28 protein-coding genes and 1 other RNA gene are annotated in these 26,119 nt (G+C 60.5%); 8 read left to right on the top strand and 21 right to left on the bottom strand.

All coding sequences use genetic code 11. The annotated features are described in order from the left end of the window. Positions 1-30: 30 nt before the first annotated feature. The gene (locus MK_RS09085; RefSeq protein ID WP_011019353.1) at positions 31-207 is read left to right on the top strand and encodes a hypothetical protein; all 177 of its coding nucleotides are present in this window, start codon (positions 31-33) and stop codon (positions 205-207) included. A 147-nt stretch (positions 208-354) separates the two neighbouring features. Here the strand turns inward: MK_RS09085 and MK_RS05210 are convergent, their stop codons facing one another. The 3 genes from MK_RS05210 to MK_RS05200 are packed head-to-tail and all read right to left on the bottom strand — an operon-like array spanning position 355 to position 2,084. Beyond that, positions 355-768 (bottom strand): MarR family transcriptional regulator, encoded by a 414-nt coding sequence (locus MK_RS05210; RefSeq protein WP_011019352.1) that lies wholly within the window; start codon positions 766-768, stop codon positions 355-357. Between the two features lie 5 nt (positions 769-773). Next, positions 774-1,397 (bottom strand): RNA-binding protein, encoded by a 624-nt coding sequence (locus MK_RS05205; protein ID WP_011019351.1) that lies wholly within the window; start codon positions 1,395-1,397, stop codon positions 774-776. Positions 1,398-1,400: 3 nt separating this feature from the next. Next, the gene (locus MK_RS05200; RefSeq protein WP_158295946.1) at positions 1,401-2,084 is read right to left on the bottom strand and encodes a nucleotidyltransferase domain-containing protein; all 684 of its coding nucleotides are present in this window, start codon (positions 2,082-2,084) and stop codon (positions 1,401-1,403) included. A gap of 24 nt (positions 2,085-2,108) precedes the next feature. On the opposite strand from MK_RS05200, the gene MK_RS05195 reads away from it, so the two are divergent. Genes MK_RS05195 through MK_RS05185 form a run of 3 tightly spaced genes read left to right on the top strand, consistent with a single transcriptional unit; the run spans position 2,109 to position 4,846 of the window. Beyond that, entirely contained in the window at positions 2,109-3,173 is a 1,065-nt protein-coding gene (locus MK_RS05195; protein WP_158295945.1) for a M50 family metallopeptidase, read from the top strand. Positions 3,174-3,179: 6 nt separating this feature from the next. Continuing rightward, positions 3,180-4,391, top strand: coding sequence for a radical SAM protein (locus tag MK_RS05190; RefSeq protein ID WP_011019348.1), 1,212 nt, complete (start codon positions 3,180-3,182; stop codon positions 4,389-4,391). Next, complete coding sequence (locus MK_RS05185) at positions 4,388-4,846, top strand: hypothetical protein (RefSeq protein ID WP_148679660.1); 459 nt, start codon at positions 4,388-4,390, stop codon at positions 4,844-4,846. Before MK_RS05190 ends, MK_RS05185 begins: the two co-directional genes overlap by 4 nt. On the opposite strand, the gene MK_RS05180 is transcribed toward MK_RS05185, so the two are convergent. The 4 genes from MK_RS05180 to MK_RS05165 are packed head-to-tail and all read right to left on the bottom strand — an operon-like array spanning position 4,833 to position 9,092. Further along, positions 4,833-5,765: a hypothetical protein gene (locus MK_RS05180; RefSeq protein ID WP_011019347.1), complete on the bottom strand. Its 933-nt coding sequence runs from the start codon at positions 5,763-5,765 to the stop codon at positions 4,833-4,835. The two genes, MK_RS05185 and MK_RS05180, sit on opposite strands and share 14 nt — an antisense overlap. Before the next feature lies 1 nt (position 5,766). Then, on the bottom strand, positions 5,767-6,348 hold the full coding sequence (locus MK_RS05175; protein ID WP_011019346.1) for a diacylglycerol/polyprenol kinase family protein: 582 nt from the start codon (positions 6,346-6,348) through the stop codon (positions 5,767-5,769). Next, positions 6,341-7,375 (bottom strand): UDP-N-acetylglucosamine--N-acetylmuramyl-(pentapeptide) pyrophosphoryl-undecaprenol N-acetylglucosamine transferase, encoded by a 1,035-nt coding sequence (locus MK_RS05170; RefSeq protein WP_011019345.1) that lies wholly within the window; start codon positions 7,373-7,375, stop codon positions 6,341-6,343. Before MK_RS05170 ends, MK_RS05175 begins: the two co-directional genes overlap by 8 nt. A 58-nt stretch (positions 7,376-7,433) precedes the next feature. Then, positions 7,434-9,092: a DUF2070 family protein gene (locus tag MK_RS05165; protein WP_148679659.1), complete on the bottom strand. Its 1,659-nt coding sequence runs from the start codon at positions 9,090-9,092 to the stop codon at positions 7,434-7,436. A gap of 26 nt (positions 9,093-9,118) precedes the next feature. Between MK_RS05165 and MK_RS05160 the strand changes: the two genes are divergently transcribed. Beyond that, positions 9,119-9,601 (top strand): gamma-glutamylcyclotransferase family protein, encoded by a 483-nt coding sequence (locus tag MK_RS05160; protein ID WP_148679658.1) that lies wholly within the window; start codon positions 9,119-9,121, stop codon positions 9,599-9,601. Positions 9,602-9,656: 55 nt separating this feature from the next. Continuing rightward, positions 9,657-9,977, top strand: an RNA gene (gene ffs / locus MK_RS05155) — signal recognition particle sRNA. 107 nt (positions 9,978-10,084) lie between these two features. On the opposite strand, the gene thrC is transcribed toward ffs, so the two are convergent. From thrC to cofE, 3 genes are all read right to left on the bottom strand, one after another. Next, on the bottom strand, positions 10,085-11,296 hold the full coding sequence (gene thrC, locus MK_RS05150) for a threonine synthase (RefSeq protein WP_011019342.1): 1,212 nt from the start codon (positions 11,294-11,296) through the stop codon (positions 10,085-10,087). Between the two features lie 66 nt (positions 11,297-11,362). Continuing rightward, positions 11,363-13,111 carry a hypothetical protein gene (locus tag MK_RS05145; protein WP_158295944.1) on the bottom strand — a complete coding sequence of 583 codons (1,749 nt, stop codon included), beginning with the start codon at positions 13,109-13,111 and terminating at the stop codon, positions 11,363-11,365. A gap of 1,530 nt (positions 13,112-14,641) precedes the next feature. Continuing rightward, positions 14,642-15,400, bottom strand: coding sequence for a coenzyme F420-0:L-glutamate ligase (gene cofE, locus MK_RS05140; protein WP_011019339.1), 759 nt, complete (start codon positions 15,398-15,400; stop codon positions 14,642-14,644). Here cofE and MK_RS05135 point away from each other — a divergent pair. Continuing rightward, entirely contained in the window at positions 15,399-16,100 is a 702-nt protein-coding gene (locus MK_RS05135) for a TIGR02253 family HAD-type hydrolase (protein ID WP_148679656.1), read from the top strand. The two genes, cofE and MK_RS05135, sit on opposite strands and share 2 nt — an antisense overlap. Here MK_RS05135 and MK_RS05130 read toward each other — a convergent pair. From MK_RS05130 to MK_RS05095, 8 genes are read right to left on the bottom strand one after another with little or no spacing between them, the layout of a single operon-like run. Next, entirely contained in the window at positions 16,086-17,144 is a 1,059-nt protein-coding gene (locus MK_RS05130; protein ID WP_011019337.1) for a THUMP domain-containing class I SAM-dependent RNA methyltransferase, read from the bottom strand. The two genes, MK_RS05135 and MK_RS05130, sit on opposite strands and share 15 nt — an antisense overlap. Next, the gene (locus MK_RS05125; RefSeq protein WP_011019336.1) at positions 17,141-17,485 is read right to left on the bottom strand and encodes a DUF424 domain-containing protein; all 345 of its coding nucleotides are present in this window, start codon (positions 17,483-17,485) and stop codon (positions 17,141-17,143) included. The genes MK_RS05130 and MK_RS05125 overlap by 4 nt, the downstream gene beginning before the upstream one ends. Further along, positions 17,486-17,902 (bottom strand): translation initiation factor IF-2 subunit beta, encoded by a 417-nt coding sequence (locus tag MK_RS05120; protein ID WP_011019335.1) that lies wholly within the window; start codon positions 17,900-17,902, stop codon positions 17,486-17,488. A gap of 3 nt (positions 17,903-17,905) precedes the next feature. Beyond that, positions 17,906-18,562, bottom strand: coding sequence for an OB-fold nucleic acid binding domain-containing protein (locus MK_RS05115; protein WP_148679655.1), 657 nt, complete (start codon positions 18,560-18,562; stop codon positions 17,906-17,908). A gap of 14 nt (positions 18,563-18,576) precedes the next feature. Further along, positions 18,577-20,541 (bottom strand): ATP-binding protein, encoded by a 1,965-nt coding sequence (locus MK_RS05110; protein ID WP_226988733.1) that lies wholly within the window; start codon positions 20,539-20,541, stop codon positions 18,577-18,579. A gap of 22 nt (positions 20,542-20,563) precedes the next feature. Next, positions 20,564-20,986: a hypothetical protein gene (locus MK_RS05105; RefSeq protein WP_011019332.1), complete on the bottom strand. Its 423-nt coding sequence runs from the start codon at positions 20,984-20,986 to the stop codon at positions 20,564-20,566. 6 nt (positions 20,987-20,992) lie between these two features. Then, positions 20,993-21,844, bottom strand: a complete 852-nt coding sequence (amrB, locus tag MK_RS05100; RefSeq protein WP_011019331.1) for an AmmeMemoRadiSam system protein B — start codon at positions 21,842-21,844, stop codon at positions 20,993-20,995. A gap of 21 nt (positions 21,845-21,865) precedes the next feature. Beyond that, positions 21,866-22,114: a DUF2095 family protein gene (locus MK_RS05095; RefSeq protein WP_011019330.1), complete on the bottom strand. Its 249-nt coding sequence runs from the start codon at positions 22,112-22,114 to the stop codon at positions 21,866-21,868. Between the two features lie 26 nt (positions 22,115-22,140). Between MK_RS05095 and MK_RS05090 the strand changes: the two genes are divergently transcribed. Continuing rightward, complete coding sequence (locus MK_RS05090; protein ID WP_158295943.1) at positions 22,141-22,824, top strand: spermidine synthase; 684 nt, start codon at positions 22,141-22,143, stop codon at positions 22,822-22,824. On the opposite strand, the gene gatB is transcribed toward MK_RS05090, so the two are convergent. The 3 genes from gatB to MK_RS05075 form a co-directional block, all read right to left on the bottom strand. Beyond that, a complete protein-coding gene (gene gatB, locus MK_RS05085) occupies positions 22,821-24,206 on the bottom strand; it encodes an Asp-tRNA(Asn)/Glu-tRNA(Gln) amidotransferase subunit GatB (protein ID WP_011019328.1) in 1,386 nt (461 codons plus the stop codon). The genes MK_RS05090 and gatB overlap by 4 nt on opposite strands. Before the next feature lie 39 nt (positions 24,207-24,245). Then, positions 24,246-24,626 (bottom strand): hypothetical protein, encoded by a 381-nt coding sequence (locus MK_RS05080; RefSeq protein ID WP_011019327.1) that lies wholly within the window; start codon positions 24,624-24,626, stop codon positions 24,246-24,248. A gap of 268 nt (positions 24,627-24,894) precedes the next feature. Then, positions 24,895-26,118 carry a TldD/PmbA family protein gene (locus tag MK_RS05075; protein ID WP_158295942.1) on the bottom strand — a complete coding sequence of 408 codons (1,224 nt, stop codon included), beginning with the start codon at positions 26,116-26,118 and terminating at the stop codon, positions 24,895-24,897. Position 26,119 lies beyond the last annotated feature (1 nt).

Raw genomic sequence — 26,119 nt, 5'->3', positions numbered from 1 at the left:
TTTCCGCCGGTAACCTCGGGGGCCGGTCTCGTGCTGACGAGGATTCTCCAGGTGATAGGCGTGGGGCCTGAAGAGATCACGGTTTACGACAAGAAGTGGGAGCAGTATCGACCCCTAGTGTACTACGCCAACTCCGTCTTGGCGAGGGAGGAGGGGAACTTATCGTGGGAATCCGACCGTTGTTCGAGGACGAGGCGGGTAACGTGACTTACATCCGCGCCGAAGTCACTACGGTGAACGCTCGGGGTGACGTGAAGAAACGGGAAATTGTTGTCGTTCAATTCACTGACTCCGGAGAAGTACACGTGTCATGGGAAAAGAACAGGCGGGTTTTGACGTTTCATCGCAAGGGCTCTACAGGTAGCCCATCCTCGCACGCTCCAGGTTCCACTCGGCTTTAGCCGCGTCCGGATGGTCCTTGTTCACTTCGATCTCGCCGCCACATACTGCGCACTTGAGTCGTAGGTGCTTGTATTTCCTGCCGCAGTCGGAGCACTGGTAAGGACCTTCGTCCTCCGGTAGTTCCATCTCCTCCGCGATCTCCTCGGCGATCTTCTCGCCCTCGTCGGTGAGGCGACGTCCCTCCATGTGCTCGAACTCCACGAGTCCCTTCTCTTCGAGCGCGTTCAGGGCCCTCGAGACCTTCGTCTTGTCCATGTGTACGACCGGCGCCAGCTTCTTCACTCCGGCGGGACCGCCGTCGAACTCCTCGTATAGCGCCAGTAGTACCAGCTTCTCGCGGTACGTGAGATCGTCAGCGCTAACCATAGTCCTTACACCCCTTCTATCCATTCCAGTACGATACTCCGTACCTCACCGCGCTCGGGTGGTTCTATGATTTCCCCCGGCTCTCCGTCGGCTTCCCCGCAGAACATCCCCTCACTGACGACTCCGGAGAACTCCCTAGGCGGGAGTAGAGCGACGGCCATCGAGTCGCCCTCCTCCACGTCGGTGAGGTTCGTAACGACGGTACGCTTGCCGAACCGGCCCGTGTTTACCACCGTGATGTAGAGGTTGTCCGCGTTCGGATGCTCTCGGACGCTTCCGACTTCGCCGACCACGCACAGTACGGCGTCGGCCTCGTCCCCTATCTCGCGCTCGAAGACTTCGTCGGCGTGTTCCAAGTACTCAACGAGCCACCTGAGCTCGGGTTCCTCCGGATCGACGACGTCCTCCAGGTCTGGCAGTAAGTCCTTCAGTCTTTCCGAGACGTTTTCCGGCGGCAAATACGAGTACCTGAGCTCCTGGAGCGTCGACTCTATGGACTGCAGAACCTCCGTGAGCTGTCGTCGATTGACACCGCTGTAACCGCCGGAAGCGGCTCGGTCCTTCACTCGGTTCACGTACGCCAGAAGCAGTCGTATCCTGGGATCGTCCGGCTCGACGGGCTTCGTCAAGGCTTACACCCCGAGCTCGGACAGCTTCTCGGCCGCCTTCGGGTTACGCCTTCCGAGCTCCCGAAGGAGTTCGATGACCGGCTCTCCCGGCCGACCTTCGACCTTCGCGTGCACACCCTGTACCCCTACTTTATCCCTGCGCGTCAAGGCGCGAACCCTCTCGTGAATCAGCTGTGTGCTCACCCCGAGCTTCGTAGCCACCTCTCCCTCGCGGCCTAGGATCGAGTACTCCACATGGCCCCAGGGTTTGGGCTCGATCATCCTCAGTCGCTTGTCCACGCCTGGAACCCGTTCGTCCCGCTCCAGCGAGTCGGGGGTGAGCTTTCCCGAAAAGTCGAAAAACTCGAGTTCACGGTCCGTCGGCGGCGTAATGGGGAACGTCACTTCAACGTCTTCCTCCATCGCGACCTTGATACGGACGCAGTCCCGAGGTGTGGGTAGTACCGCGGTAACGCCAACTACCTCGAACGGTGCCGCGTCCATGAACGCGTCGACTACGTGAGGTGAGACGGGAGTCGGTATGAACACGTCCACGTCGCTACCCGGTCTCACGTCGCCTCGGGCGACACTTCCGTGCACCCAACCCTCTAACCCAAACTGTGATAGAGTTTCCACGACCTTTCTGGCTCGATCCCTGAGCGTGCGTAGCAGCTCCCAATGCTCCTCCGTGTACCTTACCTCCCTCAAGTCCACTCACACCGGGGGATTCCATTGGAAGCTGAAACGGTCGCGATCGCACTCACGATCATCCTGGCCGCGATGGCCCTGGGACGGGCCGCGGGGATGAAGTTCCGCTACGGTATCCTCTACCGTGCGACTCGGAGCGTCGGCTTCATGGACCGTTGGCTTGAGCATACGCTCTTGGGCCCTGTCCTGAAAGTTTCGGTACGTGCGTCCCCGATCCTGGGTTTCGCGGGCTTAGCGTTCGCAATATATACGCTCGTGAAGGGGGCCTCGGAAGGTTCTGGTGGGTTCACCGTACTCCTCCCGGGGATCACCTTACCGCTCATCTCGGGCCTGGCATCGTTGGCGGTCATCCTGACGGTCCACGAGCTCGGCCACGCGGTAGCCGCACGACTCTCAGGGATCCGAATCAAGAGAATAGGGTTCTTCCTGGTGGTCGTCCTCCCGGGCGCCTTCGTAGAACTCGAAGAGGAAGAGTTCCGACGCGCCCCACTGAGGCGGCGAATAGAGGTTCTCAGTGCCGGACCGGCGTTCAACGTGCTTACGTCGTTCATCGCTATGGGGGCCGTACTCGGCTTAAGCGCGATACCGGGATACGTGACGTCGGGTGTAATGGTCCACGGTAAAATGTTCAAAGACGTACCACTGCATACGGGAGAGGTGATCAGGGAGGTCGACGGACAACCGGTTAAAACCATCGTCGATCTCCGACGGGCACTGGCGAACCACAAGCCCGGCGACGTAGTCCAGGTGGCCACGGATTCGGGGACCAAGTTGGTGAAGGTACACGAGCACCGAGGTCGGCCGGTGCTTGGCGTTTACGTCATACCGAACTTCGGGGGGTACCTCGTCTCCGAGGTGATGGTGGCGCTCGTGATGTTCCTGAACATGTTGGGGATGTTATCACTGGGCATCGGTGTCGCTAACTTGCTCCCCATCAAACCATTAGACGGTGGACGGATAGTCCATGAGGTGCTTCGGGAGGTGTTGGACCCATCTTTAGCCTCCCGTCTTTCAACCACGGTCTCCATAGTCGCACTGATCCTCCTCGTACTCAACTTAAGAGCACCTTATCACGTGTTGGGGACGTAACAGCCTTTGACCGCTATTACGGTGCTCGAGAAGCCGGGGATTCGGGTCAAAGCCAGGGTGAAACAGGGCCGTGTTAGCTTCGAGATGGAAGGTAAGCTCGCTTCACTCCTGAGACCACTCAAGAGGTTGTTCGAACACCTAGAGGAGGAGAAGCCGGCGGCCGTCCGCGAGGACAGGATCGTGTTCTCACTGTACTTACCACCGTTCCCCAGCCGGGCGTTCACGCGTCTCCTCCGGGCGAGGTTGAAGTCCGAGGTCCTGGGCCGCCGCGTTCCAGAAGCCGTCACCATGGCCGTAACCCAGAGGTGTCCATGCAACTGCGTGCACTGCAGCGCCGACAGACGGAGACCGACGGAACTCTCGACGGAGGACTGGCATCGGGCGATTCGGGAAGCGCTCGACCTCGGCACATACAACGTGACTTTCACCGGGGGAGACCCGCTCTTCAGAGAGGATTTACCCGAACTCATTCAAGCCGTGGACGACGACCGAGCTATTGCCACGGCGTTCACATCGGGGTACACCCTGAAAGACCGAGTGAAGGAGCTGAAAGAAGCCGGATTGTACGCAATACACGTCAGTATCGACAGTCCGGACCCCGAGGAGCACGACGAACTGAGAGGCGTCCCCGGACTCTTCGAGCGGTGCATAAGCGGCATCAAAGCCGCCCTCGATGCGGGACTGCTAGTCGGAGTTTCGACTTATGCTACACCGGAAACCGTGGAGACTGGCAAGGTGGAGGACGTGGTCCGTCTCGCCGCCGACCTGGGAGCGCACGAGGTTACGATCTTCGACGCCGTACCGACCGGCCGGCTGCTTCACGAGGAGAGTGTGATACTATCGGACGAGCACCGAGAAGATCTCATTGACCTCCATCTCAGGTGGAACCGCGAGAAGAGTAGTGGACCACGGGTCTCCGCGATGTCTTACGTGAACAGCGAGCACGGAGCCGGGTGCTTCGCCGGGTACGTGCAGTGCCACGTGACTAACGACGGCGAGGTCACACCGTGCGACTTCACCCCGATCTCCTTCGGAAATATCCGCGAGGATGGACTAAAAGCGGCGTGGAAGCGAATGACTTCACATCCGGAGTGGGGCAAGTGGAGACCCCACTGCAGGATGCAGGATCCGGAGGTCAGGCGGAGGTACATCCGCAAGATTCCCCCCGACGCTACGTTGCCGGTCCGCATTGACGAACTCGAAGGGGACGGGAGTTGAAGGCGTACACAGCGCCTTTGGGCGAGGTCCTTCGGGACCTAGATCCGAAGATCGCACGGCGCCTTGAGAGGTTCCTCGAGGATCTGACCGAGCGGTTAAGGGAAGAGCTTTCAGAGGCTGAGTACGACCGCGTGCTCACCAGACTAGTTCAGGCGGATTTCGACGTTGAACTCGTACTGAAGACGCTCGACCGCGAGAAGGGCGTCAGGAAAGAGCTCCGAGAACTGCGTGACGAGATCGAACAGCTACGCAGTGAGTTGAAAGAGGCACGCTCGAAGTTAAGCTCTGAAACCGAAGAGCTCGAGAGCAAGGTGAAGGACCTAGAGGAGAGGTACGAGAAACTCCTCGAAAGTTACGTTCAGGAGGCTTCGTCGGCCCTACGGAAAGCTCTACGGTTGAACACCCAGTCGATTCTGGAAGAGATACTACGGGATAGACTAGTCAAAGGTACATAGCCATGTTAGGAAACGTACAGAAGGCGACCCATCGGACCTTCGACCGTCGAAGTGAATCCTCGAGGTTTCGGAGGAACTCCTTCCACTCCGCGCAACTCCTCACCGGGAGTACGTAGTACCCGTCGCATCGGACCCCTCCGAGCGACTTCAACGGCCCGTCGAGCGGGCCCGCGAGTACCTGGAGGCGAACCGAATCCCACCGCTCCCCGTAATATGCGTGGGTTAGGAGCGTTCCCAAGACCAGTTTGCAGTACGGGGACAGTGCTGCGAACCATAGAAGTATGATCATCAATTCGGGTTCACGTACGTATCTCAACGCCAACAGCCAGCTACCATGGACGTACGGAAGAGAAAACGCTCCACCGTCGATAGAACTCAAGACTAACAGAGAGGAAGCTAGGCAAGACAAAGGGTCCCTGGTGTTGAACACACCTAACAGGACCGAGAGAGATACTACCACGAATTCAGCGGCGAGGACGTAGGTAGGGTACGTCTCCACCAGTGACATGCCACAGTGGATGTACAGGGAGATCCTGCAGACACGTTCGAGCGCCCAGGTAAGTGCCGCTTTGCCTATGTGGGTATGGAGAGGCGAGTCACCTTCGAGTACTCGGCCGTTGAACACGAAAAACTCCGAGCCTGGCGGCACACCGATCGACTTAGCGGCGACGCAATGGAGCAGGTTCGAGGTGAAGGGAAGCACTAAGAGGAGGAGGCTCGTGATGAGAGGATCGGGACGCTTTCTTACGACTGCAGACCCCAGTGAAAACGCCGTGAGAAGCCCTAGGAAAGCTACGAGTTTAGGGCGGCTTCCACCTTCCAGCAGTAGGCACGCGGCCGGAATGTAGGACGGTGCCAGCGCGGTGACGAGGAGAATAAGGGCCAGGGCGGTGACCCCTACCGTCAGGTTCCAGCGCAATCTACAGTAGTCCCCACCAGAAGCCTAGCGCCACAGAGACGGCCACCGGTATCGTCACGTTGTCGTTTGGCGTGGGCAAGCTTTCGACGAGCATTCCGACCCCCGCCGCTAGAGCCGAAACCACCACATCCCCAGTCCAAGCCAGTGAGGCTAGGGCGGCGGCGGTGAAGCCCACGAGGCTGCCCTCCACGGTCTTCCTGGAGCTGTAGGGTATAGGGATACGCCCGATGGCTTTACCCGCGATCGTGGAGGCACTGTCTCCGACGGATAAGACGATGATCGTAACGTCGAGGACCTTCGTGTAGGGGCAGATGATGGTCGCCAGGAGGAGACCCGTCACAAAGTGGAGCGTTCCTTGACCGGGTATGTGCATCTCGTCGGGCCGTTCGAAGGCGTCTACGAGTTCTTTCGCTATGGGAACGTGAAGGCCGCGCCTTAACGCGAAAGATACGGATACACCAGCGATGAGACCTGAGAGTAGTAGTAAGGCGAACTCGTACACTCCGAGCATGTGAAGAGGGAGGAGGAACAGGAGACCGAACGTAGCGTGGATAAGCTGGCGACCCAACTCCTTGCTAGTCAAGCGTTCCTGCGACGATGCGCGCAGCGCGCTCGGCCCCCCTTCCATCCATCATCCTGATTTTCGGGACCTTCCAGTCGATGGCTTGTTCTATGGCCTCCGCAATCCGCTTCGGTGAGAGTTCTTCGGGAGGCACGGCGACCCCTAATCCCCGTTGGAGAACTCGCTCGGCGTTCATGTGCTGTTCGGGATGATTGGGCAGAGGTACCGAAACTACGGGCGTCCGTAAGCAGGCACACTCGGAGAGGGTCGTGTGGCCCCCGTGAGTAATGACCACGTTCGAGACTTTGATAAGTTCCAGGAGGTTGTCCACGTACCGTAACTGCAGCCCGAGCCCGTCGCCGACACGCTCTTCCGAGATGATCACCGGGAACACGTCGATCGACTTGGAGAGTAGCTTAAGTCCTTCCACCGCGATCCGAACTATCCGACGGCCGTATTTGGACCCCCCGGCCGTGACTAGAACCACTGTCGCATCGTCCGGAATCCCGTACTTCCGACGTACCGCGTCTCTGGGCGGCAACTCGTCGGGTCGACGCTTCAGGATAGGTCCTACCCATACGACCTCCGTGTCTATCTCCGGAACGTCGTAGGTGTCGTCGTAGGTGTCGGGTATGAGGACGATGTCGGCGAGTTCGAACATGCGTCGAAGCATTCCGTTGATCAGCCGCACAAGGGAACCTTCGCCGGGTACTCTGAGCATATTCGAGATTACTATCGCCGGTACACCTATGATCTGAGCGGCAACGAGGGCGTGGAACTGACAGTCAGAAACGACGACCTTGCACCCGTGTCGCCGAATCACGCGCCGATCGGCCTCTACGCCCGCGTAGAACCTCAGCGGTAAGTCGGGGTGACGGCGTAGAAGTAGGAGCAGATCGAACGAACCGTCCTCTGAGAACAATTCTATCTTAGGGAGTCCGTACACGGGTGCGTCCGGGAACTCACGCATGAGCATCTCGCGCCCTTCACCGAAGGAGCTGAACACGGGCTCCAGTCCGATCCGACGTAGCTCTCTACCGAGCCCCACAGTCCTCGAAGCGTGACCGAATCCAAGGCCGAAGGCCGTACAGTATACCCTCGTACCATCACGTGCGGATTCCGAATAGGAGCGAAAGAAGGGCCACCCCCAAGAACGCCGTCGGAAGGAGTACTCCGATCACCGTCCTGGTCGTCTCCACGGAGTGAACGAGTCGCTGGAAGCTCCCCGGACCCGTGACTTCTACCTTCACCCATCCCTCCACGGGGACCACCTCGCACTCTTCGAGATCCTCGATCGCCCCCTCGGCCGCGCATCTGACGGCCTTCAGTAACCTCCTCTTATCGTTTCGTCCCATTATCTGCCCGAGCGGGTTGTAGCCCCTGGGATTAACCTCGTGAGAGTCAGACGTGCAGACCACGACCTCTTCGGCGAGGTCCCGTAGCGTCCGCTCTACCTCTTCTTTGAGCTCGCGGACGATGCTGTTCGAGTCGAACACGACGTATAGTGTGCGCGTTCCATCAGCCTCCACCGCTGCCACGGAGACCCCACCGCTGCCCAAGCCCGTTTCAGGGTCGAGGCCTGGGTCGGCGTGATCGAATCCCGCCCTGAGTCCGGGGGTCGGTTCCACCCTCTCAGAGATTCTACGAGCGTCCCGCATGAGCCGCCAGAAGTCCTCGGAGAACGCGTAAACCCTCCCACGATCGGGGTCTCCGAAGCAGTTGTGGCAGTCCGCAACCCAGCCACCGGTCTCGCGTTCGAGGGCTATCCCGGTGGCAGCGTCTATGTCGTCGCTGGGCTCTGGGTACTTCGACAGCACTAGGAAGAGTCTATCCCCCAATATTTGTCCGACCGAGTCCGTCTCTTCCCCGCGGACCGGAGCGGAACCTACACTACAACCCTCTCGATCCGCAGCCTCGCGCACCAATCTGACGGTCTCTTCCACGATCTTACCCGCTTCCCGCCGATCCACCGGGTTGAAATCGTGCGTTGTCGTGGAGTGGAAAACGAGGGGTACGATCCCCTCCTTCAGCAACCGTCGCACGATCCTGCCGGGGAGGTCCCCTCCTCCCACGTCACCCAGCGGGCCAGGATGGATCCAAGGAATCACGAAACAACCCTTCACGTCGCCGTTCTTGGTCATGAACGCGAATACCCGGACTGGAACCCGAACCCGCGTTCGAGTCTCCATTCCCCTGAAAAGGGAGTGCAGGGAGTGATCGCGGCCCGATTTGAAGGACAGGAATTCTCCGAAGGCGTCGGTTGTCCGGATGCCGAGTGATGCCAAGGTCAGTGTGTCGACAACGGCCACCACGGCGGCCCCGACGACGCCTCCCGTGAGTGATGCCAGAAGGAGTGGTGGGAGGGGAACTCCGGTCAAGGTAGCCAGGGCCAGCGAGTCTATCACGAGGTACGCGAGCACGGGAACCGCCCGGAGTACCCCGGAGCGAACCGTTCCGAGCAGAGCCAAGGTCAAGAACGTCGACATTACGCCTTTCGTGACGGCGACTGCGACGGTCCCTAGTGGGACACTCAGGACTAACGGTACCGCGTAGACTAAACCGACGAAAGGCCACCGATTCGGGGGCACGTCCCGCTTAGCGAGACGGTCCAGTAGTAAGATGACGAATGAAGCAAGCGCGGGTAACGTCACGTAGACCGTCAAGTGGGGCGAGTATAGCGCGGAGATTCCTAGGAGGAGGATCCATCCTAAGACGCAATCTCGGAGGGAGGGCAGTCGGAAGGACAAACGCATAAGACGGGCCAACGGGCGGGTTCCCCCCGGGGACCCGTGTGGAAGTGTACGTGTACGTGGGAAGAGGTGGTCGTCAAATGTTCCTACCGGAGAGGGACCCGAAGGAGGAAGAAGAGGCCGTGTTCTCGTATAAGGTCGCGGAATCCGACGGAGCACTGGTAGTCACTCCGACCGAGGAGGAACCGTCAAAAGACCTTCCCCCGGAGCGTGTCTTTGCGTACGGAACCCTCACTGACCCCGAGATGGTCGTCGGTGTCCTCAACAGGTTGCCTACGATCATCTACCCGGCGGTACTGGAAGGGTACGAGCTAGCGCTTGAGGACGTTGGGGGCCGGTACAACACGATCCGCGAACGGGAAGGATCGGAAGTAAAGGGAGCACTGCTCGTCGGGCTGAGTGACGAGGATATCCGGGCGATAGACAGGTACGAGGGATACCCGGTACTCTACGAGCGCGAACGGGTGGAGGTGAAAACATCCCTGGGTAGTTATGAGGCGTACGTGTACATCGCGCGGGAGTGATACTGACCGATCACGACCTAAACTATAAGTACCGTCCTTGAGGCGATCTCGATGGCGGCGGGCTAGGCCGGCGGGCTGGCGGTCCGCTGTAACCCGAAATCCGCCTCATGCGGGGGCCGAAGCCGAGGGGGCGGCCCGGTCCCCCGGAGTACCGGCCCCCCGGACCCGACCGATGACCCTCCGGCCCCCCGGGGGCCCGGGGTGGCGGGGCCGCCGCCGGAGGGCGGCGCGCCACCGCCTTTGCCGGGGCACCGGGTCAGGCCCGAGAGGGAGCAGCCCACCCCGGACCCGCGGCCGCTCGGGGGTCGCCGGAGGCAGGTCGGCCGGGGGAGTACCGGGCTCCGGGGGCCGGGTCCACCCCTCGGCGCGCCCGCCGCCGTCCTCGTGATTCGTTATCGTGTTCATAACGTTTTCCGACGTTGGAAGGATCGCGGAGCGACCTTGCCCTGTGAGTAAGACTGACATCCGAGGGAGCCGTAGAGGTCACTCGGCGATTAAACGCTGTATGGTCTCGGGATCCGGTTCCACGGGTTCAGGCAGCTCACACACTTCCATGACCGTCTCCGGATCCTTCAAACCGTGTCCGGTGGTCACGCAGACCACCCGCTCGTCGGCGTCGATCTCACCCTCCTCCACGAACTTCCTGAGTCCCGCTATCGAGGCGGCACTCGCCGGCTCCACGAAGATCCCCTCCCGCGTTGCGAGCTCACGCTGCGCCGAGAGTATTTCCTCGTCGGAGACCTCTACGGCCCAGCCGCCCGAACACCGGATGGCACGGAGAGCCTTGATGGCGTTCACTGGGTTACCGATGCGGATCGCGGTGGCGACGGTTTCGGGCTCGGGATCCGGTTCGATGTCCTCCTTGCCCCGCCGAATCGCCTCGACGATCGGTCGAGCACCCTCCGCCTGTACTCCGTACATCCTCGGGAGCTCGTCGATGATTCCCAGCCTGTAGAGATCGAGGAACCCCTGCCAGATCGCGCTGATGTTACCCGCGTTACCGACCGGCACGACGACCGCGTCGGGGACCTCCCAGTCCAACTGCAAGCAGATCTCGTACGCGATGGTACGCTGACCGGAGAGGCGGAACGGGTTCACGGAGTTTAGAATGTACACGATGCCCTCATCGGCCAGCTTCTTCACGACATCCAAGGCGTCGTCGAAGTTGCCGTTCACTGGAATCACGCGGGCACCGTGGAAGAGGGCTTGAGCGAGTTTGCCTAGGGCCACCTTACCGGCCGGAAGGAGGACGGCACACGTAAGGCCCGCGCGGGCGGCGTAGGCGGCCAACGAGGCCGATGTGTTGCCCGTCGAGGCACATGCGACGACCTCCGCACCGAGCTCCACGGCCTTGGTAACTCCCACGGTCATTCCCCGATCCTTGAAGGAGCCCGTGGGGTTCTCGCCCTCGTTCTTCACGAACAGCTCCCTAACACCGAGCTCCTCGCCCAGTCTCGGACACGGGTGTAAGCCCGTACCGCCCTCGGACATCGTGACGGGATCGTCCGTGTTCACTGGTAGGAGCTCCCGGAAGGCCCATACGCCGAGGCGACGACCCTCGAACGTCGACCGACTCACCTCGATTTCGTCGTAGCGCAGTGCCACCTCCAGGAGTCCTCCGCACTCGGGGCACCGTACCAGTGAGTCATCATCGAACTCCGAACCGCATTCAACACACTCCAGGACGTAATGCAACCCCGTACTCCCCCGAACGTTTTGAGACGAGTAACGATTCGGAAGATATAAAATGATCGAGGGGCGTCAGCGCCGACACCTGAAGATCAGCGCTGCACCGACTACAGCACACACTCCGGCTAGCAGCGCTAGCACGCCCGGGATTCCCGTGACGTACTTACCGATCACCAGGACACCGGTCGTACCACCTCGCCGACGGCTCGAACCGTTCTCACTCCGTACTGACTCTCCGACTTCCACCGCTCCGCGCACTTTCTCCACCTCCTCTCGAGATCGGAGTTCTGACAGCGGCTTCCCGAGCTCCTTACCCTCCTTGATCTTCTCGGTCTCCGGGACGTTCGTCGTCTTACGTTCCTGCTCGACTCCCTCCTTCTGAACCTCCTTGGCCGTTACTTGCTTGTTCGGGATTGTAGGTGCTTCCACGGTCTCACTCGTGGTCTGAACCGGTTGGCCGAGGAGCTGCCACGCCAACATTATACCCGCGATCGCCGCCAGCGGCGATAGGATCGATAGATCGAACCGAATGCCGGCCGGCGTCTGCGTGCTCGGGAACTGTACTACAACTGCGTTGGTCAGTGTTTCGATGGTCACACCGTTCGTACATCTCGCAATGATCTTGGCCTTGTATTTGCCTTCCTCGGTCACCGTGAATTCGATGGAACCTTGTGGTGAATTAACAGTCTTGGTAGTGACTACTTGATCGTCGCGTAGTAACTCGATCGTTACTGAGTTGACACCGCAATTCTCGGTTGCTATCGAGTAGTCGACTTCCAGTACCGCAGATGAGGCGCCTAAGTTTTTGATACTGAGCTTACCGGATACTGACGCGCTTGGGAATCGTACTGTGACGGTATTCGTCATCGCTTCAGTGATTACACCACTCGTGCACTGTACGATGATCCTGGCCGTGTAATCACCCTCTTGGGTCACCGTGAACTCGACTGAATCCTGTGGTGAGTTCAGCGTCTTAGTGTCGATAACGTGACCGTTGCATAGTAGTTCTACAGTGACTGATTCGACGCTACAGTCTTCGGTTGTCACCGAGTAGTCAACTTTAAGCACCGCCGATGAGGAGCTCACACTCTCGATACTAAGCCCACCAGACACCGAAGCACTCGGGAACCGCACTGTAACGGAGTTTGTTAGCGTCTCAGCTGTTACACCGCGAGTACATTCGACGATGATCCTGACCTGATACTCACCCTCCTCGGTCACCGTGAATTCAACAGAACCTTGCGGAGAACTCACCGTCTTCCTGTCGACCATCTGACCGTCACGCAGTAGTTCGATCGTGACCGATTCGACGTCGCAGTTCTCAGTGGTCACCGAGTAACTGACCACCAACGTCGCCTGTAATCCCGAGATGTCCTTCACCTTGAGCTCGCCCGATACCGACGCCCGAGCTAGCCTGACCGTGGAGGTACCGCTCGTCGTCAGGGTGATCGTCTGACTCGGTGTCCGCCAGGTCTCGCGTCTCTCGAACACCACCTCGATCCTTACCTGGAACTCCGGCGGGTACGAACCGAGACCCTCTAGCCTCACCTCCTTGACCAGCTCCCCGTTCACTACGTTGTTGGGACCGAACCTCACCCTGGCCAGCTCGTTGCCCTTCTGGTCCTTGATCACGATCACGCCGCCGGTGATCTTCCATCCTTGGGTGGTCACTGGACACCGGATCGTCAGGACCGCGTAGTCGGCCCCGTAGTCGGTCTTCTGAGCGCTCAGAGGCCCCGCCGTGAGGATAGTCTGTGACAAGTACCACCTGTTCTCGGGGAACAGTACCTTGATGGTCTGATCGTCCTGCTTGAACACCATCACCTGGGCTCCCGGGACCGACTCGGTTCCCACGTACTGGATCGTCCCCTGAATCAGCCCCCTCCAGTATCTGGATCTCCCGCTCCCACATTTGCACGTACTGCGTGGCATCGTACTTGGTACCCCAGAAGTCCCCTTTCGTCGCCATCACGCTGAGCCTGAACTCGTTGGTCGCCCTGAGCACGACGTCGTAGACCAGCCTGTCCACCGTCTGCCTCAGGGACGACAACTGGGGTGCGACCTTCTGGAGCTTCTTCATCGCCCGCTCCCAGATGTCGACGAGCTTCTGGTGATCATGCTTCAATTCCCTGGCCGTCTTACCTCCGCTGGCCTTGATCATCGAGACCCAGTCCAATTTCGTCACGGTCACCATCGGATGGCCGTAGGCCGTCGGGTTCTGCTCGATGTTCCTCTCGATCCGTATTGCATCGCTCGGGTTCTCGAGTACGAACTTGATGTTAATCCCATTCACCTCATAGTCCAGCTGACCTTTCTTGACCCACTGTATGAACTCTTCGATCAATTCCATACCTGGTCTTGTGTTGTCATTCCTGCCGACGCGTATATCTTCGGTTAGCTGCCACGGGTGGATGAGTACCCACATCATAAGGTGGCTACCGTCGCGAATCGCGCCAGTATTGCGCAGCGTTTCGATGGCCTTCCGCAGCATGGTCTTAAGGTTACTGAGATTGTAGACGCCCAGTTCATCCACTACGTCACCTACGAGCTCCTCGAAGTCGATCACCGGACAGACGTACACGGTGTACCCGTTAGTATTCAGCTTCTTGATCACCATGATATCCGCGATGTAGTCGTAGTCTTTACCGTACCACCGCGGGTGCTTATCGGGGTCGAGCTCCCACGTCCTGTAGCCGCAGACCACCTCTCGGGTCCCGAGTTCCTGACAGACCTTGACGAACGTGTCGTCCATGATCCACTCGGGCGACGGGGAGATTATGTCCTTGCGTAGATAGGGTCCGAGCCCTTGATCCTCCAGGAACTCCCAGCAGTACTGGATTTCCATCTTCTGGACGTCCTCCGGGAGTCCGGCGATCGAGTGCGAAGTGCCGTGTACGCCGACGAACTCGATCGCCCCGTTGGGACCGAGATGTCCTTTAATCACGTCGGTGATCCCGGAGGCGGTGTTTTCACAGTGTGGGTAGTGGAACACCGCCACCTTGACACCGTTTTGCTCACACCGCGTTAGGAACTCATCATATGCTTGGATATGTGATTGATCCCATGCGTCCGAATCGTTGTACACCGTGATATGTACTGTAATGTTAGCCTGTGCACTGTTGGCACACAGTGTCATTAGTGTGAAGATTACTGTTAAAGTTAGTAGCTCGGTGTTTCCTTTTATCCTGAACCTCCTACCTACCCCCCGACTTACATCAACCCCGGACCCGGGCTTCGGCCCGAGCTACCCGGGGTATCATCGTACTATCCAGAACTCACTGAAAACCACAATTAGTTAAATACTTTTTGGTGAGATAACCCACGTGAGGTTTGTGTGGGCCAAATGTTTGTTCATCTGAATATATCCCTACTTGGAGAGCGGATAATCGCTCGAGCCTTCCGGGGACCTTCGAACCGCTCAAGCTCGGGCTTGAGCCCACGGAAGATGACCGCAGGCGTACCCTCGTCGGCCTGCCCCATCACGAGCTCCGCCGCGGAGGCTAGGAGGTCACCGAGCGCTACGATCGTGATTTTCAGCTCGCGACCGTAGAGATCGCGGTCCCCACGCCGGTCGGCCAGTACGGGCACTCCGGAGGCCCCGATCGCTACGCCGACAACCCCTTCCCTGAAAGGTCGACCTTGAGTGTCGGTGATGATGACTCCTACGTCAACTCCGACGAGTTCGCGGAGACGCCGACGGAGTTCTCGGGCGCTGCGATCGGGATCCTCGGGCAGGACGATCACGTACCCGGGCGGTGCGTTCGATTCGTCGACGCCTGCGTTGGCGCAGACCATCCCTCCTCGCACTTCCGTGATGATGAAGTCCGGACCGACCCGCACGATGGACTCCGCTTCCCGAAGGATCACCTCGACCACACGCGGATCTTTACCAGTCCGCTCGGCGAGGGTCTTAGCGAAGGGACTGGGCTCGATCTCGTCGAGACTAATTAGGGCCCCCTCGGCCTTAGATACTACCGTGTGAGCGATCGCGAGGACGTCCCCCTCCTCGAGCTCCGCGGACTCCGCGATGAGCTCCGCGAGGTCGTCTCCGGGTCGTACCTTCCTCTCCAGCGGAACCGGCTCGATGCGAAGCGTGGGGAGTCCCCCCATGATCAAAGCCGTACTGTTCGATGTGGACGACACACTGTACCCGTCCTCCAAGCTGGCGGAGGAAGCGCGTAGGAACGCTATCCGCGCTATGATCGAGGCGGGTTTAGAAACGGATCTGTCGGAAGAGGAGCTGTATCGGGAGCTGCAGGAGGTGGTAAAGGAGTACGGTTCGAACCATCCCAGACATTTCGACCTGTTGCTCAGAAGGATAGGAGCGGATCCGGAACCGAAGCTGGTCGCGGCGGCCGTAGTGGCATACCACGACACCAAGTTCGCCTACTTGAAGCCCTACCCGGACGTGATCCCGACACTGATGCAGCTGCGGGAAATGGGATTCAAGCTGGGAGCGGTCACGAGCGGGCTAGCGGTGAAGCAGTGGGAGAAGCTGATCCGATTGGGTATTCACCACTTCTTCCACGAGGTGGTGATCTCCGAGGAAATCGGCGTGGAGAAGCCCAACCCGAAGATCTTCATCGAAGCGGCGCGCAGATTGGGAGTCAAACCGGAGGAGGCCGTGTACGTGGGAGACCGATTGGACAAGGACATCAGGGGGGCGAACCGCGCGGGGATGGTAACGGTGAGGATCCGGAGGGGCAAATACCAGGATATGGAGCCGAGAAACGACGACGATGTTCCGGACTTCGAAATCGACAGGCCACGGGAGCTACTGGACGTCGTCAGGGAGTTAGCGAAAGACTAGGAGCCTCACGTCTAGACCACCGTGCCTCACCCAGCGATCGTGGCTCAACCTGAACCCGTACTCCTCCATCGCCGCCCGCATCCAACCGTCACGTGGCGTCACCGTCACGACGACACTGACGAGATCCGAGAGAACGCGCGCGAGACCTCGGTAGAGCGTCTTCACGACGCGCGGGTTCGCTATCTTGAGGCCGTACGGAGGGTTGAAGACGGCGGCGTCGAACTCGCGATCTCGGAGCTCCGGAACCTCCTCGAACAGTCGAGTCGCGTCCGCCAGATAGAGCTCCACGTCGACTCTGGCGGCCAGGACGTTGAGGCGGGCTCCCTCGTAATGCGTTCGAAACTTCTCCACACCTACGGCCTCCGTCTCCGGGTCCCTGAGTAGGGCCTCTATGGGCACCGTGGCGCCACCGCAGGTGGGATCGATGAGAGAGTCCGGGTCCCCGGCCAGCTCCAGCATGCCTTGAGCGATCACGGGGTTGAGCGCCGCCGGATGGTCGTATACCCTGTAACCGCGCTGGTGGAGGGAGCGGTCACCGGTCGTACAGACTCCGACGATGACGGTGTCTCCCACGACGTCGGCCCTGACGATCACCGAGGGCGCGTCGAGATCCACCTGAGGTCTGAATCCCTCCTCCCTCTTTATCCGCTCGATGACGGCATCGCCGACGGCGGCCCCCACATCCACGCTGGTGAAATCATGCTCTCCGAGCCGCGATGGCCGTACACCGAACGTATCGTGTTCGTGGATGTAACGCTCGAAAGGTAGTTCCCGGCAGCGCTCACGTATCTCCTCGAGGCCACGCTCGTCGCGGTGCTCGATCTCAAAGCCGCCCAGGAGAACCGCGGCTCGGTGGACGGTAAGGGATCTGCGATTGATCTCACGGGCGAGGTCGAGGGCCTCGTGCTCCGAGCACTCCACGAGCACGCGACCGCGTACGCCGAGGTAGTTCTCACGCACGGATTTTCCGGTGATCTCGCCGAGTTCCTGGGCACAGACGTCCTCGAGGCCCGGAGCGGTCGTGCACAGTACTCCCGAGGTCAAAGGAACGGCTCCCGCGGGAGGATGTAGATCTGGACGTGTGGGACCCCTCCCAGCTCCCCTATCTCATCCTCCCTGGCGAGACCCGCGTCGACGACGACGGAGCAAGCGAGCTCGCCTAGGGCGTTGATTGCAACTGTCTTCTCGTCCTCGTACTCCTGGACGGCCTCCCGGATCTTCTTCGCGGCGCGGTCCGGTTCGAGGGACTTTCCACTGTAGAAGGGCTCGGAGATATGTAGGGTGCGCCCTTTGTACTTCAACTCCACACCCAGGAGATCCTCGTCGCATAGGGCGAGGACCACGGTGTCTCCGGTCCCGTGGATGTTCAAGAGCACCCGAGCCATTCACTTCAGCCTCCGAACCGAGGACCAGGCACCGCAAGCTTCGCATTTGAGAATCCACTGCCGATCCTCTCTGACGAGCTTGGTGTCGGGTTTCCCGCACTCCGGGCATAGCACGAATTCCTCGACGTAGTTCTTAAGCTCCTCCTCGACGAGCTTAGGATGGTAAACCCCGTGCAGGATGAGTCTACCACCGTCGACGTGTCCCGCGGTACCGAGCTCCTTCAGGAAGTACTTGGTGATGTGCTCGGGATCGCGGTCGAGCTTCTTGGAGATCTCCTTGAAGTTGCGGATGACCGTGGTCTTACCCTCCACGGAGACCTTCGGCTTGGGCATCTCGAACCGGCGATCTTCGAGCACCTCCTCGGGAAGCTGCTCGTAAGCGCGCTCGAGGAGTTCCTCGTAGTCGTACTCGACCACGGTTTACAACCCCCAGCCGGTTTCTATCACGGACCAACGTTTCCCTCCGGGCAGATCCATCGGGTACAGGAGCTCGCGCTCCTCCATCTCTTTAATGATCTTCTCGCAGAACTCCTCGTCCGCGAGGGGGACGACGGAGCGGATGACCTCGTACAGTTCCTCCCTCGAGAACGTTTCCTCCTCCCTCTCGAGCAGTTCCTTATACACCATCTCGATCGCCTCGTCGAGCGTCGGGGGTTTTTCGACGGTAGGTACCTCGCCCCCGGCCATCAGCTCGTACTCCAACCTGCGGAAGAGCTCCTCGGAGTACGACGTAAGGCGGATTACCTCGGCCCTGAGCGCCACGGGACGACCCTCTTCACGTGGCTCCATCGGACGACCGATCACCTTGATCTGCCTCCACTTATCGAGCGTCCGGGCGGGCTCGTAGCATTCATCGAACGCGAACACGTCGACGGAACCCGTGTCGTCGGTGACCGTGATCACTGCGAACTCCCGCTCCTCGTCCACGTACCGTCCCGAGAGCACCCCGACTACCAGAGCCCTGTGAAACCTGACACCTCTAGGCGTGACGAAACCATCCTCCGTGGGTTCGGAATGCGCCAGTTCGCCGGCCGGGACACGGACGGCAGGATACCTGCGAGAGAGTTCTTCACTCATGTTCAACCACCCGTTCACATCGGGAGGTACACTCCGGGCCGCGGCTGGAGAAGGGAGCCCTCCTCGACGAGGTCGTCCAGGATCTCCTCGACCCGCTCACGGCTCACGCGGTGTTTAACCGCCTTCACGATCTCCCGCTTGGGTACACCGTCCTCGTGCTTCTTCGCCAGCTTCCGCACCACCTTCAGCACGTACTCACGGACCTCTCGCACCGACTTGGGTTTACCCGTCTCGATCACGTCCGCGTCCAGTACGCCGTCCTCCTGCATTACCTCCTTCATGAACTCTTCTACTACCGACAGAGCTACGGACACGTCCCCTCGACCGACTGTCTCAGAGAGTCGCATACGGGCGGAAGCTCGGGCTAGTCGCAGAACGGAGCCCATCTGACGCCGTGTGACCGGCACGGTGCGTAGATCTCCCTCGTCGATCCGATCAGCCGCCTCCTGTCGGGCGGACACGAACCAGTCTCGAAGCTCCTCCCGGGCGTCTTCGGAGATGGTGACGTTCGGAAACTCCTTCGTAGCGTACAGGACGTAGCGGCGTAACAGCTCGTACTTACCCTCGATCTCATCGAACTCGCCGTCGAAAGCCTCCATCATCCGTTCCGCGACCAGCTTATCCTGCTCCGGATCCGGCTCGTCTCGGGTGAACAGGATGACGTCGAACCTCGAGAGGAGGGCGGGGTCCAGGTTGATCTCCTCGATGGGGTGACCGCCCTGCCAGCGGCCGGCCTCGGGGTTGGCGGCCGCCAGGACCGCGCATCGGGCGTTCAGGGTCGTCGTGATACCGGCCTTCGCGACGCTGATCTTACCCGACTCCATCGCCTCGAGGAGCGCGTTCAGATCGCCCCTGGACGCCTTGTCCAGCTCGTCGATGGCTATCACGCCGCCGTCCGCCATGACCACGGCTCCCGCTTCCAGCGTCCACCCGTCCTCCGTACGTTCGGCGGCCGCGGTGAGTCCGGCCCCCGTCACGTGTTGGGCGCTCACGTACACGCCGCGGGGGGCGAGGTGCTCGATCACGTGCTGGAGGATCTGGGACTTCGCCGTCGCCGGATCACCTACGATGAGAACGTGAACACGCTCCCGTATCTGACCCTCCTCCACGCAGGAGAACAGCTGTAACGACACGGCCTTCTTGATCACCTCGTGCCCGTGAATGTGGGGCGCCACCGCTTCGACGAACTCACCTAATGGATCACCCTCGGCCAGTTCCTCGAACCGTTCGACCTCATCCTGCGTGAACCGGAGGTCCTCCTCGGGAAGCGGGCTGTCGGACCTCTCGACACCGTGGGCCTCGAGGACTATCTCCCCGGTATCACCCGGTCGTGGAGAACTCGACGGAAGTCGTACCCGAGGTACCGCCGTAACCCTCACCCGGTCACCGGGCCGTACCCGGTTGATGTGATCGTACCGGAACTCCACCTCGACTGTCGCCGGTTGTTCACCGCCTCTCACGTGCTCTGGAGCTTCTTGGAGCACTACGAGCTGATAGTCGGTGTAGAAGAGCTCGTCGGGCTCGCACCGCATCCCGCAGTTGGGACACCTCACGTCAGGTCTGTACTCGCGCCTACGGACCTCGAACCGATTACCGCACTGCGGACACTCGGCTTCCACGCGAACTACCTCGGCGGCCACGTTATCCACGCGACGAACGATCCCCTCGACGGTGACGAGACGATCCTTGAACTCGACGCTCATATCCCGGGCACGGAGACGGATCGGTGACCCACGGAACTCTACCCAGACACGATCCACGTCCGGCCGCTCTTTCTTGATGAGCTCCATGGCAACCCGCTGGACGACCTTCATCGCCTCGACGACGTCGTCGGACACCGCGAACGCTATGTCCGGTTCGTCGAACTCCTCCAAGTCCACGACGACGGTTCGCCACTTCGGGTAGTCCGTGATCACCCGGTCGATCGACCTCAGGAACGTTTTCGAGTTCCTGAGAGCCTCTTCGAACTCACGCTCCATCTCCACGGAATTCCCGCCCCCGTCACCACGGCACCGCCGGAACGGAGGTCATCCACCGGAGGACCCCTAGTACCCCGCTGGCCGTCAGTGCACAGCCTACCGACAGGTCGAAGGGTAGAGTCCGGATCTCTAAGGACAGCCGGAGCGCTCCTATCAGACCATCACGCAAGCCGGAGACCACCCACCACACGCGGCTGAGGAGGTACCCTCCGATACTGAGCTTCGGCACGGAGCACAGCAGAGTCAGAAGCGTCGGGACGTACCCCTTGATGGGAGCGATGAATGTGAGTACGAGGGCCGCCAGCGCGAGTACCAGGGTTATAGGCCTCAGGGGCACTCTGACGAGGTACGACAGGAACGGGAAGAGGCGCAGCGCCTCCGACGTGAGGATCAAGCCCGCGATGAGCGCCGTCAACGCTAGATCCAACGACTCGATCGGGTGCATCCGTCGTCACCCGCGGCGGAAAACGATAGCGGCGTAACCGACCACCTGAGAGTAATCTCCGGAAACGTCTCCACTGGTCGCGTACTTCAGGAGCTCCCCCTCGGAGGCACCCATGGCCTTGACCGCCACTATGGTCGCGGCGGTCGGTCCTACGCCGCACATACTGACGTTGTATCGCTCCACGATCTCGATCATACCGGCCTCGTCGAGGGCCGTGATCCGTTCGATGACCTTACGATCCTTTTTCTGGGCCTGATCGTGCGGCTCGTAGTGCGTGAAGTCGGTGCTCGCGATGACCACCGTGTTCCTATCCAGCTCCTCCGCCACGTCCACGATCGCCTCACCTACTTCCCTCGCGGTCTGAAGGTCGTGCATCGCCATACAGACGGGAACGAACCGGAAACTCTCCCCGTACACGTACTGGAGGAACGGCAGCTGTACTTCGATGGAGTGCTCGTTAGCGTGGGCCGTTAAGTCGTCGTCCATCACGCCGCACTTCCGTACCAGCGCGGTCGCGAACTCGGAGTCGATCTCCACCGATCCCAGCGGCGTGCGCCAAGCACCGTCCGTCATCGTGGCGACCGCGGACCCAAGCCCGGTGTGATTCGGTCCCAGTATCACCACCGTCTCGGGGGTTCCTGACTCCGCCAGAACCTTGTACGTATGGGCGGCCACCGGTCCCGAGAACTGATAACCGGCGTGCGGCGCCACCACGCCGGGCAAGGTACAGGGACCGTCGTTAGTCTCGGGTAGATCACCGGGTCCTAGCTCGTGTCGGAAGCACCACTCGATCATCTTCCTCAACTCCTCCGGGTCGGCGGGGTAGAACTGACCCGCGACGGCCGGGGATCGCTCCACGGCCCCCGATGACACGTCGGCTCACCCGCGGTACCTTCGTTCCTCCGGGTCGTAATAGCGCTCCAGGTAATAGCCGAAGTGCCTGCGTTCCACCAGCGATCTAACTCCCTTTTCTCGGATTTCCCGTTCGAGTTCGGACGCACGCTCCTCGTCCAGCTCACCCCGCTTCACCAGGTACTGGAGCACCTCCAGCGCCTCCTCGTCGGTGTCACATCGGGCCAAGTAATCCCTCACCGAAGGCTCGTAGCCGCGAAGGGGGTCTTCCGGCAAGAGCGGTCCCCATGGGGGTAGGAGAGGTGGTCGATAATATCGGTCGCGGGTTACTCAGTGAAGACAGGAGAGCGCGTGAGGCCGCCGCGCGGTACCGGGAGTGGGCGGAGTCGTTGGATGAGGAGGAGCTGTTCCGATACGTGAGGGAACGGACGGGAGGATTGGGCCACGGGAAGGAGGGGTTCGAGGTCGGGAAAATGGGGCTCAAGGGGTACGTGATCGCGTGGCCCGAGCAGGCTCGAGGCATGGTGCTGGAGATCGGTACGGGATTGGGCAGAACCACCTGGGCGCTGTTGAGGTGGGGTGACCCGGAACTGATCGTTTCGGTGGAAGTGGATCCTCGAATGCTCGCGATCGCGTTGTACCGGAACCCGGTCCCGGAGTTCTCCGAAGCGCTCAGGGACGACAGGGTCAAGATACTACTGGGCGACGCCGTGGAAGTCGTGCCGAAACTCCCGAGAGGTTTCGATCATGTGGTTCACGACGGGGGACCGTGTCCTGGGCGCAACCCACGGCTGTTCTCTCCCGAGTTCCTAAGGACGATAGCCGAGAAGCTGAAGGACGAGGGTACGGCGTCGGTGTTCGCGGGTCGAGATCCGCGGTGGCAGGATAGGATATACCGAGCCCTCAGTCGGCTCTTTCTGGAGGTGAGAGCGGAATCTTTCCCGGACACCCCGACCGTGGTGTTCCGATGTGAGGGACGCCGTTAGCCGTCGGAATCCAGCCTTTCCCTGAGGAGTCGCATGGTGACCTCCGGGTCGGCCTGTCCCCTGGTTTTGCGCATCACCTGGCCCATCAGGTAGTGGATGGCTTCCTCCTTACCCGATTTGTAATCCTCCACCGCCTGCGGGTTCTCCTCGATGACCTCCTCCACGACGCGCGCCAACCGATCCTCATCGCTAACTTTGAGCAGTCCGTTCTCCTCGATGATCTCAACGGGGCTCTTGTCTGAATCGACCGCTTCCCACAGCGCGTTGAGAGCGTTCTGGCGTGTGATCTTGTCCTCACGAACGAGCTCGAGCAGCTCGATGAACTCTTCCGGGGTTATCTTAGCTTCACGGAAAGTCATTTCCTTCTTGTTGAGTATCTTCTTGATCTCCTTACGCACCCACTGGTCGATGAACTCGATGTCCCAGTCATCCGGGGCCTTCTCCACTACCTCTTCGAAGAAATCGGCCCACTCACGCTCCGTGACCAGGGCCTCGGCGGCCTCCAACGAGATACCGTACTCCTCCGCCATCCGCCTGGCACGGTGGTGCGGTGGCTCCGGAGCCCGTGCGACGGCCTTCTCCCATAGGTCTTCGGTGATCTCGAACACCGGTATGTCCGGATCCGGGATGTACCTGTAATCCTCCGCGGTCTCCTTGGAACGCATCGCGACCGTGGTACCTTGATCCTCACGGAAGGCACGGGTCTCGCGGCGGACCTCGCGCCCATGTTTCATCAAGTTGAGTTGTCGCTGGATCTCGAACCTGAGGGCCCGATACACGCCCTTGATCGAGTTGATGTTCTTGATCTCGACCCTGGCCCCGCCTTCGACCGAGACGTTGGCATCTACACGGATGCCACCGTCACCCTTCACCTTACCCGAGTACCGGAGGACCTGCATGAGACGACGCAGGAAGTCTCGAGCCTCCTCCGGGGAACGCATGTCCGGCTCGGTTACGATCTCGATGAGCGGGACGCCGCTCCGGTTGTAATCGACGCGCCCGGTGGAGGGCTCCCAACGGCCCGGATCCTCCTCGACGTGAATCTCGCGGATCCGAACACCGTCGAGCTCGCCGTTGACCGCGATGGGCACGCTGGTACGCTGGTACCCGGAGGGCAGGTCAGGGTAGTCGTAGTGCTTCCGCTGGAAGTACAACGGGCGATCCAGAACGGGCTCGCAATCCAGCATATGCGCGATTTCGAGGGCTATCAGGAGGGCTTCCTCGTTGGGTGGGAGGGGTTTCGCCCCGGGCATTCCGGTGCAGACGGGACACGTGTTCTCGTTAGGTTCCGCGTCCTCGTAGTCCGTGGGACAGTCACAGAAGAGTTTGGTGCGGGTGTCGAGTTGCACGTGGACCTCGAATCCTATTTTCACGTCCGCCACCTGGTGAACCCTGGAGTTGACGGATCCGCCGTGCACTTATCAGTAGCGGATGGCTGACGTCAGATCGAGCTCGTGTGACAGCGTCCTGAGCAGCGCCGCCGTGACGAGCGTTTTCTCGGAAAGCTTCCTAGTTTCCGGCGGGTTAGGAACCGTGAAGCAGAACCTGCGATGGTGCGTGAGCGTCCCCGGTACCAACGGCATCTCACGTGGCGCCTTCACGTCCTTGGGCCACGGGATTCTGACCGTCACCGGGATGACGTCGTCCACATCCGTCGATGACGACCCTACCAGATACGAGGCGTAGGCCGCGTCCCTCTTCCTGTTCCGGAACTTGTGGTTACTGATCAAATTGGCCTCGGCGATGGGGACCATAAGGGTTATTTCCCGTAACTCCACATCGTCTTCCGTCAGCGGATCCAATTCAAGGGTGCCGAAGTACCACCGGTCATTTCGTCGAGTGAATTTCCCCCACCGAGGTTCATAAAAGCGCTCGAAGGCTTTCGGAAGGGTGTACACGCGGTACGGGCTACACGTCCCCATTCGCCCCCCCCCGGTCACTAAAACCCCCGCGGAGTTACTATTCCGGTGCCGGTAACCGGCGGTAGGCATAGGAGAATTGTTGGCGGGGTTCCGGTAGTTAAGTGAATTGGATTCTTCGTACGGTACCGTCAAGATTGACAGTGATCACTCACCCCACCCGGCATCGTAGCAGCGCGTACGGTGGTTCAACGACACCCGTGCGCTCGGTCTCCTCGGATATCAAGGCGTCCCTCAGGGACGAGTACAGGTTGCCCCGAACCGATACCGGCACCGCCCTTCCTTCCACGGTCTCCGCCCACAGTGCGGTCACCGAGAAGCGTCCGCTCACCTTACTCGCCGTGTGTGCGCCGAGTGTCCTGTATACGATAAGGTCCGCCTCTTCCAGGACCTCCTCCTCGGAGGCGTCACCTTGGACGATAACATTCGCTGGCGACGGCTCCGGGCGCCTGATCCCCAATCCACTCCCCGTAGACTCCATTCCCAGCCGCCTGGAAGAGTAGAGGTCGGTGTAGAAAGACCGCAAGATTCCATCGGAGATCAGCTCCATACGCTTCGGAGTACTACCCTCGTCGTCGAATGCGTAGGAACCGGGCCGACGGTCGAGTGTCGGATCGTTCACGACGCGCAGGCTCTCAGGTCCGACCTTACGACCGATATCCCCCCGATCGAACCCGCTGGTACCTTTCAGTACCTCGAGCCCGGAGAGAGCCGGTATCAGCACGTAAGTGAGGAGTTCCGAGAACGCCCGTGGGTGGAAGGCGACGGCGAGCTCGCCACCGCTTACCCGCTCCTTCGGTGCCTCGGAGGCCATCTCCGAGGCTTCTCGGGCGAGGAGCTCCGGATCGATGTCCCGTGGACCGACGGCGGTATCCCAAGCGAACCCGGAGAACTCGCCTATGACGTCCAAACTCACGGTGACGGAAGACTCCTCACGCTCGGCCTGGTCCGAAGGAGTCCTGAAGATCACACGACGACGGACACCGGTGACCGAGACCGAGGTGATGGTCACGTCGTCAGACACCTCGTTCACGACCGCCTCGAGGAGGTCCCACAACTCGTCCTCGTCGACCGCGGAAGGATCGCACGAGCTCACACGTGCGGGATCGACGGAATCGGGATACTCGACGGGCTCGGATGTCCCCATCTCGGCCGATGCGAGTGCGCGCTCGACCGCCGTGTCGACTTCTCCGGGGTCGGCCACCGTCGCCACACCGAGTCCCCCATCGGTCGACACGCGGACGACGATAGTACGATCGGCGGAGACCCGTCCGCGGTCACCCGTGTCGTGGGTGCGTTCCACTTCGACCCGCTCGGTCTCCACCTCGAGGAGGACCGCCCGGCCGGGTTCGAACTGGGACAGCGGGTCATCCAAC

The sequence above is a fragment of the Methanopyrus kandleri AV19 genome (genome assembly GCF_000007185.1).
GTDB lineage: Archaea > JAADCQ01 > Methanopyri > Methanopyrales > Methanopyraceae > Methanopyrus > Methanopyrus kandleri.
This window is presented reverse-complemented; position numbering and strand designations above follow the sequence as displayed.

Coding starts and splice junctions, on each gene's coding strand:
- MK_RS05110 (WP_226988733.1), bottom strand. CDS start 20,541: ATGGAGCGTGAGTTCGAAGAGGCTCTCAGGAACTCGAAAACGTTCCTG.
- cofE (WP_011019339.1), bottom strand. CDS start 15,400: ATGGGGGGACTCCCCACGCTTCGCATCGAGCCGGTTCCGCTGGAGAGG.
- MK_RS05145 (WP_158295944.1), bottom strand. CDS start 13,111: ATGGTGTTCAAGCAGGACGATCAGACCATCAAGGTACTGTTCCCCGAG.
- MK_RS05105 (WP_011019332.1), bottom strand. CDS start 20,986: ATGCACCCGATCGAGTCGTTGGATCTAGCGTTGACGGCGCTCATCGCG.
- MK_RS05135 (WP_148679656.1), top strand. CDS start 15,399: ATGATCAAAGCCGTACTGTTCGATGTGGACGACACACTGTACCCGTCC.
- MK_RS05125 (WP_011019336.1), bottom strand. CDS start 17,485: ATGGCTCGGGTGCTCTTGAACATCCACGGGACCGGAGACACCGTGGTC.
- MK_RS05115 (WP_148679655.1), bottom strand. CDS start 18,562: ATGAGTGAAGAACTCTCTCGCAGGTATCCTGCCGTCCGTGTCCCGGCC.
- MK_RS05210 (WP_011019352.1), bottom strand. CDS start 768: ATGGTTAGCGCTGACGATCTCACGTACCGCGAGAAGCTGGTACTACTG.